The organism is Bradyrhizobium sp., assembly GCF_030693485.1.
GTDB lineage: Bacteria > Pseudomonadota > Alphaproteobacteria > Rhizobiales > Xanthobacteraceae > Bradyrhizobium.
In genome coordinates this window covers 1-9,592 of sequence record NZ_JAUYAN010000142.1, presented here as the reverse complement: position 1 = coordinate 9,592, position 9,592 = coordinate 1, and the positions used below count along the sequence as shown (strand labels likewise).

Here is a 9,592-nt window from a genome sequence, read left to right as displayed (position 1 = left end):
CGAGCGCATGCCAAGCCAACAGACCGGGGAACGGACGGGGTCAAGGCCGTCAGCCGCCGAAGGCGGGGGCGCGCTTCGCGCCAGCCTTGAGGCCGGCCGATCACCGGTCTACTTCAGCACAGTTGCTCTGAACGGGACGGGATGGCAAAGCATATACTCCGATGGCTTATTCTGGTAAACAGAAATATTTTTTCGCGAGGGTCTTGACACGATTTCCGATAAAGCGAAGTGATTTGCCCGTCGGGGCAAGAACACTGAACGGAAGGCTCCCGCCAAATCGCACAGCCGCGATGTGGCGCGCCCGGTGACTGCCCTCAACTAACGCTTCAATGCCGCCAGCACCCGGTCCACCATCGCGGGCGCGAGGCCGAGATAATTTTGCGGCGAGGTCAGCCGATCGATGGTCGCGCGGTCGATACGCAAGGTCACCCGCGGGTCCGCCGACAGCGCGTCGGCCAGCGTCATGCCTTTCTCGTTGGCGAGGCGGCAGGCGTCGTAGACCACATCATGCGCTTCCTGGCGGCCGATCTCCGGCGCCAGTCCCATCATCACGGCCTCGGCGACGATCAGTCCGCGACTGATGTCGAGATTGGCGGCCATCCGCTTCTCGTCGACCACGAGGCCTGCCAGCGCGAACTTCGCCTGGTTGAGCGCGCCCGCGGTCAGCACGAAACTCTCGGGAATGGCCATCCATTCGGCATGCCATGGTCCGGTGGCGCGTTCGAGATCCTGCACCATCGCGTCCAGCATCAGGCCGGCATGCTGCCGCACCGCCTTCGAGGCCGCCAGCATCAACTCGGACGAAATCGGGTTACGCTTCTGCGGCATGGTCGAGGACGCGCCGCGGCCCTTGACGAAGGGCTCGTAGAGCTCGGCGAATTCGGTCGAGGCCATGATCATGATGTCGAGCGCGATCTTGCCGAGCGAGCCCGTTACCAGCGCGAGGAAATTCACAGCTTCGGCAAAGCCGTCGCGCGCGACATGCCAGGTGGAGACGGGAACGCCGAGGCCGAGTTCCTCGCACAACGCCTGCTGCACCTCGAACCCCCTGTCGCCGAGCGAGGCCAGCGTTCCAGCAGCGCCGGCGAACTGGCCGACCAGCAGGCGCGGCTTCAGCTGTTCGAGGCGTTCGGCGTGGCGGTCGAACATCGCGAGATAAATCGCGGTCTTGTAGCCGAACGTCACCGGCAGCGCCTGTTGCAGATGGGTGCGGCCCGCCATCGGCGTATCGCGATAGCGTTTCGACAGATCGGCGAGGATGCCGCGCAGTGCCGCGATATCCCGCTCGATGATCTCAAGGCCGGCGCGCAGCTGCAGCACCACGGCGGTATCCATGATGTCCTGCGTGGTGGCGCCCCAATGCACGTAGCGGCCGGCCTCTCCGCACTGCTTTGTCATCTGGTGCACCAGCGGCAAAATGGGATAGCCGACGATATCGGTCTCGCGGCGCAGCAGGTCGAAATCGAATGCCGCGACGTCGGTACGCGCTGCGATCTGCTCCGCCGCCTCGGCCGGAATCACGCCGCAGCGCGCCTCGGCCCGCGCCAGCGCGATCTCGACCTCGGCGTAGCGACAGATCAGGCTGAAGTCCGAAAACACCTCACGCATTTCAGGAGTGCCGAAGGCGTCGCGGAACAGGATGGAATCGAGCACGGTGGTGGAGGTCGAGAAGGAGGGCATGGGTTTCCTTGGGAGATCGCGGGCGGCCGATACATTTTACATTGAGGGTATAACGCAGCGCCCGCGATCTGTCCGTCGTGCCGTGAGATGCTTGCTTCTCCCCTCCCCCCGCGCGGCTCTTCGCCGCGTGGTGGGGAGGGGAGAAGATGATCGCCAGGCGACGCTGGCTCTACGCCTTCGGTCCGCCGTTTTTCTCGGCGGCGCGGCGCATGGCTTCGGCCAGCGCGCCGCCGGCGGATGGCTGTTGCGGCTTGGCAGGCGCTGCGGACGTCATCGACTTCGGAGAAATATCGCGTGGCCTTTCCTGCGGCTTGCGCTCGCTCTTGCCGCCGGTCTCGTCGTCGAGCCGCAGCGTCAGCGCGATGCGCTTGCGGGCGACCTCGACCTCCAGCACCTTGACCTTGACGATGTCGCCCGATTTCACCACCTCGCGCGGATCCTTGATGAAGGTCTTGGACATCGCGGAGATATGTACCAGTCCATCCTGATGCACGCCGATATCGACGAAAGCGCCGAACGCCGCCACGTTGGTGACAGTGCCTTCGAGGATCATGCCTTTCTTGAGATCCTTCAGGGTCTCGACGCCCTCCTTGAACACGGCGGCCTTGAAGGCCGGGCGCGGATCTCGGCCGGGCTTTTCCAGCTCGCGCAGGATGTCGGTCACCGTCGGCAAACCAAAGGTGTCGTCGACGAAGGCCTGCGGCTTCAACTGGCGCACGATCTCGGCATTGCCGATCAGCGCCTTGATGTCGCTTTTGGTGGCGGTCAGGATCTTGCGCACCACCGGATAGGCTTCCGGATGCACGCCGGAGGCGTCGAGCGGGTCGTCGCCGCCCTGGATGCGCAGGAAGCCGGCGCATTGCTCGAACGCTTTCGGGCCGAGCCGCGGCACTTCCTTCAGCGCCTTGCGCGACCTGAACGGGCCGTTGGCATCGCGGTGCTGCACGATGCTTTGCGCCAGCCCCGAACCGATGCCCGACACCCGCGCCAGCAGCGGCGCGGAAGCGGTGTTGGCGTCGACCCCGACGGCGTTGACGCAATCTTCCACCACGGCGTCGAGCGAACGCGCCAGCTTGCTCTCGCCAAGGTCATGCTGGTACTGCCCGACCCCGATCGCCTTGGGATCGATCTTGACCAGTTCGGCCAGCGGATCCTGCAGCCGCCGCGCGATCGAGACCGCGCCGCGCAGCGTCACGTCTAGTTCCGGCAATTCCTCCGACGCAAAGGCCGAGGCCGAATAGACCGACGCGCCGGCCTCCGACACCACGATCTTCGACATCTTGAGATCCGGCAGCAGTTTGACCAGTTCCGTGGCGAGCTTGTCGGTTTCGCGCGAGGCGGTGCCGTTGCCGATCGCGATCAGATCGACGCGATGCGCGACCGCGAGTTTCCCCAGCGTCGCCAGCGCCTCGTCCCAGCGCTTCTGCGGTTCATGCGGATAGACCGCCGTGGTGGCCACCACCTTGCCGGTGGCGTCGACGATCGCAACCTTGACGCCGGAGCGGAAGCCGGGATCGAGCCCCATGGTGACGCGCGCGCCGGCGGGCGCTGCCAGCAGCAGGTCGCGCAGATTGGACGCGAATACGCGCACGGCTTCCTGTTCGGCCGCATCCCACAGCCGCATTCGCAGATCGATATTGAGATGCACCTGGATCTTGGTGCGCCAGGCCCAGCGCACGGTTTCCAGCAGCCATTTGTCGCCGGGGCGACCCTGATCGGAGATGGCAAAACGCTGCATGATCTTCATCTCATGCGAGCTGATCGGCGGCGGCGTGGCCGCGACCGGCTCGGGCAGCATCTGCAGGTCGAGAATCTCTTCCTTCTCGCCGCGGAACATGGCGAGGATGCGATGCGACGGCAGTTTGGTCAGCGCCTGGCTGAACTCGAAATAGTCCTTGAACTTCTCTCCCTCGGTCCGCTTGCCCTTGCGCGCCGTGGAGGTCAGCAGGCCGTTCGACCACACCTGCTCGCGCAACGCGCCGATCAGATCGGCATCCTCGGCGAAGCGTTCGACCAGAATCGCGCGTGCGCCATCGAGCGCGGCGGCGGTGTCGGGCACCTGCTTTTCTTCATTGACGAAAGGCTTGGCCGAAACAAACGGCTTGTGCTCCGGCTGGGTCAGCAGCAGTTCGGCCAGCGGCTCCAGCCCCGCTTCCCTGGCGATCTCGGCCTTGGTGCGGCGCTTCGGCTTGAACGGCAGATAGATGTCTTCGAGGCGGCCCTTGCTGTCCGCAGCGAGGATGGCGGCTTCAAGCGCGGCATCGAGCTTGCCCTGCTCGCGCACCGAATTGAGAACCGCGGTGCGGCGCTCCTCGAGTTCGCGAAGATAGTTCAGGCGCTCTTCCAGCGTGCGCAGTTGGGCGTCGTCGAGCGCGCCGGTGATTTCCTTGCGGTAGCGCGCCACGAACGGAACCGTGGCGCCACCGTCGAGCAGCGTCACCGTCGCCTCGACCTGCGCTTCGCGAACGCCGAGCTCTTCCGCAATCTGCCGATAGATGTTTGCCACGCGCAATCCTTCTTGAAGCGATCGCGGCCGGTGAATCGCCTGCCGCGGGAGGACGCTTATGAACCATCGCCGCTCGTTTCATCAACCCGCGGAACGAAACAAATTGATCTGTGGATGGACCTTGTCAACCATCTCCGACCTCATCAAGAGGAGCGCGCCCTGGCGCGCGTCTCGAAGGATGGCCGCACGTCCAGATGTTGCCGCCATCCTTCGAGACGCTTGCTTCGCAAGCTCCCCAGGATGAGGCCGGCATATATTGCGAGATAAAGGTGGATTGACGACGCCTAACTGGGTAGACGGACGCTCCCCCTCAGGAAGCGCCCATGTCGAGCTGCGGACTTGATTTCGGAACGTCGAATACCACGCTCGGCACGATCGTGGGCGATGCGCCTGTCCTGACGGCGCTCGAGGCAGGCCAGACCACGATTCCGAGCGCGATTTTCTATGAAACCGACGGCGCGGTGCTGATCGGCCGCAAGGCGATCGAGAGCTATGTCGAGGGTGCGCCCGGCCGGCTGATGCGCAGCCTCAAATCGGTGCTGGGAACGACGCTGATCGAGGAGACGACGTGGCTGGGGCGGGAGCGGACCAGCTTTCGCGACGTGATCGCCTATTATCTCGGGGCGGTGAAACGGCGCGCCGAACAGGCTACCGGCCACGAGCTGCGCGACGTGGTGCATGGCCGCCCCGTGCATTTCGTCGACAATGCCGACGACGCCGACCGCAAAGCCGAGCAGACCCTGCGCGACATCGCCCACGAGATCGGCTTCGACCAGGTCACCTTCCAGTTCGAGCCGATCGCAGCAGCGCTGGACTACGAGCGCGGGATCTCGGCCGAGGAAATCGCCCTGATCGCCGATATCGGCGGCGGCACCTCGGACTTCTCGATCGTGCGGCTGGGACCGCAGCGCCACGGCAAGGTCGACCGCACAGCCGATATCCTCGCCAATGACGGCGTGCGCATCGGCGGCACCGATTTCGACCGCCAGCTCAGCCTCGGCGTCATCATGCCGCTGTTCGGCTTCGGCAGCGCCATGAAGCGCCCCGGCCTCGACGTGCCCTCGAGCTATTTCCACGACCTCGCGACCTGGTCGAACATCAACCGCATGTACGAGCCGCGCGTGATCGCCGACATCCGCCAGGTCCGGCAGGAGGCGCGCGAGCCCGAACTGCTCGACCGGCTGGTGCGGGTGGTCGACGAACAGCGCGGCCATACGCTGGCGATGGAGGTCGAGGACGCCAAGATCGCGCTGTCCGACGCGCGGCGGGCCGACATTCCCTTGCAATGGGTCGCACCGGGCCTTGCCGCTGAAATCGGCCGGCCCGATCTGGTCAGCCACACCAAGCAATTGGCCGAGCGTATTGCGGCCCGAATCAAGATTTGCTTGTCCCAGGCGCGCTTGACCGCCGGCGATATCGATGCCGTGTTCCTGACCGGCGGTTCGGTGCGGCTCGCCCATGTCCGCAAGGCCATTACCAAGGCGCTGCCGTCGGCCCGGATCGTCGAAGGCGACACCTTTGGCGCTGTCGGCAAGGGTCTGACGCTGGAGGCGCTGCGGCGCTACGGGTCGGGGAACTGAGTCCGCGGCGCGTCTTGCGCCTATTTGCAATGCACTCCCGGCAATTGCATAGTCAATTCAACGGAATGCCGGGATGGCAATTGGGGAATCAAAAATGGCGGACGCCGATCTGGATGTCGTAATCCGGCAGCTTGCGAAGCAGCAATACAAGGGCCTGATGGCCGCCGCGAAAAAGCGGCGGGATCGCTACGCGGGCCTCGCCGCCAAGGCGAAGAACGGCGAGGCCAAGGCCAAATTGAAGCTGATCGCGAAAAATACCATGGAGCAGGCCGCGGCCGCCGCACGCCGGCTGCAGATTTCCGCCGACAACGCCGCCGACAGTTACGCGCGCTCGATGCGTAACGCGGCCGAGGCCCCGCCGCCGGCCAAAAAACCGGTCGCGAAGCCGGTCAAGAAGGCGACCAGGAAGAAAGCAAAGGCCTGAGGAAGTGCCCTTGGGGGTAGCGGATGGATCTCAAACAACTGCGAACCTTCCGGGCGGTCGCGGAGCTCGGAAGCCTCAGCAAGGCGGCCGACCGGCTGCGGGCCGCGCAGCCCGCGTTGAGCCGGCACATCAAGCTGCTTGAGCACGAGCTTCGTGTGGAGCTCTTCATTCGCAACGGCCGCGGCATGCTGCTGACCAGCGCCGGTCAGATCCTGCTCGACCGCACCACCGGCCTGGTGCGTCAGATCGAACAGGTGCGCGACGATATCCAATCGGCGAGCGGCAAACCGTCCGGGCGGGTCATCCTCGGCCTGGTGCCGACGGTCAGCGCGGTGTTGTCGGGACGGCTGGCCCGCCGCATCATCACGGATCTGCCCGATATCTCGCTGCGTATCGTCGAAAGCTATGGCGGCCATCTGGTCGAATGGCTGCACCGGGGCGAGATGGATCTGGCCATCACCTACGGTCCCGCCGACGATTTGCATCTTTCGGTTCACACGATCGGCAGCGAAGACCTCGCGGTGGTCGGTCCGCCGGGTTCGGGCCTGGGCAAGAAAAAGCAGGTCGAGCTGGAGTGGCTGGTCAGGCAAAGGCTGATCCTTCCCAGCATTTCGCATGGCCTGCGCGCGCTGCTGGAAAAGGCCGTCGCCCGCAAGAAGCTGACACTCAACGCCATGATCGAGGCCGATTCCTACCGGGCCCAGATCGCGCTGATGGAGGAGGGGTTGGGCTACACGCTGTTGCCGGCGTCGGCGATCCGCGCCGAACTGGCGGCCAAGCGCCTGGAGATGGCGGCGCTGGTGAACCCGTCGGTGTCCCGCGAACTGCTGCTGGCGTCGCCGATCGCGCGGCCGTCATCGATCGCCACCAGCACCATCTCGGCGCTGATCGTGGCCGAGATCGAGCAGCTGGCCAGGGAAGGCCTCTGGAACATCAAGCTGGCGGGCTGAGCCGCGCCAGCCGTTCAGTTGTAGAGCGCCTCATCGCCGAGAACGGATTGCCGGAAGCGCGTGGTCAGGATGACGCCATCAGCCGGCGGCAAGGTAAAGACCAGGGCTTCGGGATTGATCTTCACCAGTGCGAACACCGTGCCCTTGCCCTGATGAGCGAGGTCGCGGATCTCGCTGACCTGCTCCATGGTTCGCACGGTTTGCGAGGTGCGGATGCCGGCGGCGAGCGCCATGCCGGCGAGATCCACGCCGGAGGCCGTGTGGGTCTTCTGCATGCCGGTCTCGCCGAAGCGTTCGTTGTCGAGCACCGCGATGGTCAGGTTCGGCGGCTTCTCGACCGCGATGGTGGCTAGTGAGCCGATGCCCATCAGCATCTCGCCGTCTCCGGTGACGACCAGCACCTTGCGCTTCGGCTGCGCCAACGCGAGGCCGAGACCCATCATCGCGGCCGCGCCCATCGCGCCCCACAGCGGAAAATTATTGGCGTGGTCGCCGGCGGCCGAGACGTCCCAGTTCGGCGCGCCGAGCCCGGCGATGACCAGAATATCGCCGCGGTCGCGCAACAGTTCGTTGACGACATCGCGACGATGCAGCAGTGCATTCGGATTGGTCATTTGCGTGCCAGCTCCTTGAAGTTCTTGGCGCCGAGCACCCGCTGCCCGATCAGGACCGCGGCCGGCCGCCAGGTGTTGAAGGCGAGGTTCGCAGCACCCCAGACCGTCGGCGCGACATCGTCAGGAGTGTCCGCGCGCGTCACAATGACGCCCATGGCTTCGAGCGAGGCCTGCGTGCCCTGCCCCATCGGGATCTGCCACGGGTTGAACTCGCCCCAGTCGCCGCGCATCGTCACCAGCATCAGCAGCGGCATGTGACAGATCGCGGGCAGCGACAGCATGTTGATGCAGTTGCCGACGCCGCTCGACTGCAGCAGCAGCACGCCGCGCTGGCCGCCGAGCCAGGCCCCGGCCAGCATGGCCACGCCTTCCTCTTCCGTCGTCAGCGTGACGAGGCGGGTCTCCGGATCGGCGTCGAAGGCGCGAATGAGACGGCTGTGGCCGGCATCCGGCACCATCCCGACCTGTTTGACGCCGGCTTCCTTGAGCACGCGATAGACGTCATCCGGCCACGGGTGTAGCGGCGCGGTCGCCTTGTCTTTGGTTTTGACTGCCGTATCGGCCATCGCGTGGCGCTCCTCAAGTCGATTTCTCGGATTTGGTGCGTAGACTAGATTGTTTTGGTGGCGCGCACGACGCCCAATGTCGTTATGGCTTCTATCGCAAAATTGGAACTCTCGGCGAATGAAGACTGCCGCCTCGTCGTCAGATCACGAAGAATCCATGGCTGGCGTCGCGCCGGAGCTGTTCGACCAGGCCATATTCCCAGTCGAGATAGGCCTGCATGGCGCCGGCATCGACGTCGGTGCCCTCGTAGGGACGCCGGTAGCGATGCGCCGGATCGGGCTTTGGCAACACCTGCGGCGGCCCCACTTCCAGCGCGCCGTCATAGCCGCCGTCAAGCACGCAGGCCTCCCAGCCCATTTGCGCCAGCCATGACGCGGTCATGTCGGCGCGCACGCCCTTGTCGTCCGTCAGCAGGATGCGCGCGCCGCGCACCGGCGCGGCCATGTCGATCTCCTGCACCAGCTGGCCGCCCGCATAGTGGCGGAAGCCTGCGATGTGGCCGGCGGCATATTCCTCCGCCGAGCGGACGTCGAAGCGATAGAGCGTGCGGTGGGCCTGCGCCGTCAGCGCCGTCGCCTCTTCCGGACGAAGACGCCGGACGCCGGCGCGATAGGCGACGTCGCGGGCATTGGCCTCCGCGCCCGCGAAGGCGCCGACCTCGCCGCGCCGGTTGGCGCCATGCTCGAGATTTTGCCGGGCCAGCGTCCAGCCGATGGTGCCGTTGCGCAGCGCCACCACTCGGTTGGCGACGCCGGCATTGATCAGCGACTGGGCGCCGATGATCGACCGGGTGCGGCCGGCGCAATTGACGATGATGGTGGTCGCGGGATCCGGCGCCGCGCGGCCGGCGCGCAGCACCAGCTCGGCGCCGGGCACGCTGACCGAGCCCGGAATGTTCATGGTGGCGTATTCGTCGAACCGGCGGACATCGAGCACCGCAATGTTGGCCTTGCTCGCGATCAGGTCAGCGACTTCTTCCGCCGGCAGCGAGGGCGTGTGGCGGCGGGATTCGACCAGTTCGCCAAAGGCCTTTGCGTAGGAATTCACGTCCTGAAAGACTTCGTAACCCGCGGCCTGCCAGGCCTGCAGCCCGCCGTCGAGCTGACGAACGTCGGTGTAACCCAATGCCTGCAGACGATCCGTGGCCTGCGCGACCAGGCCCTCGCCGGCGTCATACAGAACGATCGGCACATCCTTGCGCGGCAGCCGCGTTTCGGCCTCGAGCGCGATCCGGCCGGCCGCCATGTTGGCGGCGAACAGCGGATGGCCTG

The 9,592-nt window shown here is 65.6% G+C and carries 8 protein-coding genes; 3 read left to right on the top strand and 5 right to left on the bottom strand.

Going from position 1 to position 9,592, the window contains the following annotated elements:
* Positions 1-318: 318 nt before the first annotated feature.
* Entirely contained in the window at positions 319-1,680 is a 1,362-nt protein-coding gene (gene pcaB / locus Q8N40_RS10595; protein ID WP_305711786.1) for a 3-carboxy-cis,cis-muconate cycloisomerase, read from the bottom strand.
* 169 nt (positions 1,681-1,849) lie between these two features.
* Positions 1,850-4,186, bottom strand: coding sequence for a Tex family protein (locus Q8N40_RS10590; RefSeq protein WP_305711785.1), 2,337 nt, complete (start codon positions 4,184-4,186; stop codon positions 1,850-1,852).
* A 323-nt stretch (positions 4,187-4,509) separates the two neighbouring features.
* Here Q8N40_RS10590 and Q8N40_RS10585 point away from each other — a divergent pair, with 323 nt between their 5' ends.
* From Q8N40_RS10585 to Q8N40_RS10575, 3 genes are all read left to right on the top strand, one after another.
* On the top strand, positions 4,510-5,766 hold the full coding sequence (locus tag Q8N40_RS10585) for an Hsp70 family protein (protein WP_305711784.1): 1,257 nt from the start codon (positions 4,510-4,512) through the stop codon (positions 5,764-5,766).
* A 94-nt stretch (positions 5,767-5,860) separates the two neighbouring features.
* Entirely contained in the window at positions 5,861-6,190 is a 330-nt protein-coding gene (locus Q8N40_RS10580) for a hypothetical protein (RefSeq protein WP_305318842.1), read from the top strand.
* Positions 6,191-6,213: 23 nt separating this feature from the next.
* Positions 6,214-7,140 carry a LysR substrate-binding domain-containing protein gene (locus Q8N40_RS10575; RefSeq protein WP_305318843.1) on the top strand — a complete coding sequence of 309 codons (927 nt, stop codon included), beginning with the start codon at positions 6,214-6,216 and terminating at the stop codon, positions 7,138-7,140.
* 14 nt (positions 7,141-7,154) lie between these two features.
* On the opposite strand, the gene Q8N40_RS10570 is transcribed toward Q8N40_RS10575, so the two are convergent.
* From Q8N40_RS10570 to Q8N40_RS10560, 3 genes are all read right to left on the bottom strand, one after another.
* A complete protein-coding gene (locus Q8N40_RS10570; RefSeq protein ID WP_305711783.1) occupies positions 7,155-7,754 on the bottom strand; it encodes a thiamine pyrophosphate-dependent enzyme in 600 nt (199 codons plus the stop codon).
* Positions 7,751-8,320: a thiamine pyrophosphate-binding protein gene (locus Q8N40_RS10565; RefSeq protein ID WP_305319320.1), complete on the bottom strand. Its 570-nt coding sequence runs from the start codon at positions 8,318-8,320 to the stop codon at positions 7,751-7,753. The genes Q8N40_RS10570 and Q8N40_RS10565 overlap by 4 nt, the downstream gene beginning before the upstream one ends.
* A gap of 139 nt (positions 8,321-8,459) precedes the next feature.
* The coding region (locus Q8N40_RS10560) for a rhodanese-like domain-containing protein (RefSeq protein ID WP_305711782.1) at positions 8,460-9,592 on the bottom strand (1,133 nt) is incomplete at its 5' end.

Bases quoted from the DNA above. Each gene is read 5' to 3' on its own strand.
- pcaB (WP_305711786.1), bottom strand. From the start codon at position 1,680: ATGCCCTCCTTCTCGACCTCCACCACCGTGCTCGATTCCATCCTGTTC.
- Q8N40_RS10585 (WP_305711784.1), top strand. From the start codon at position 4,510: ATGTCGAGCTGCGGACTTGATTTCGGAACGTCGAATACCACGCTCGGC.
- Q8N40_RS10580 (WP_305318842.1), top strand. From the start codon at position 5,861: ATGGCGGACGCCGATCTGGATGTCGTAATCCGGCAGCTTGCGAAGCAG.
- Q8N40_RS10575 (WP_305318843.1), top strand. From the start codon at position 6,214: ATGGATCTCAAACAACTGCGAACCTTCCGGGCGGTCGCGGAGCTCGGA.
- Q8N40_RS10570 (WP_305711783.1), bottom strand. From the start codon at position 7,754: ATGACCAATCCGAATGCACTGCTGCATCGTCGCGATGTCGTCAACGAA.
- Q8N40_RS10565 (WP_305319320.1), bottom strand. From the start codon at position 8,320: ATGGCCGATACGGCAGTCAAAACCAAAGACAAGGCGACCGCGCCGCTA.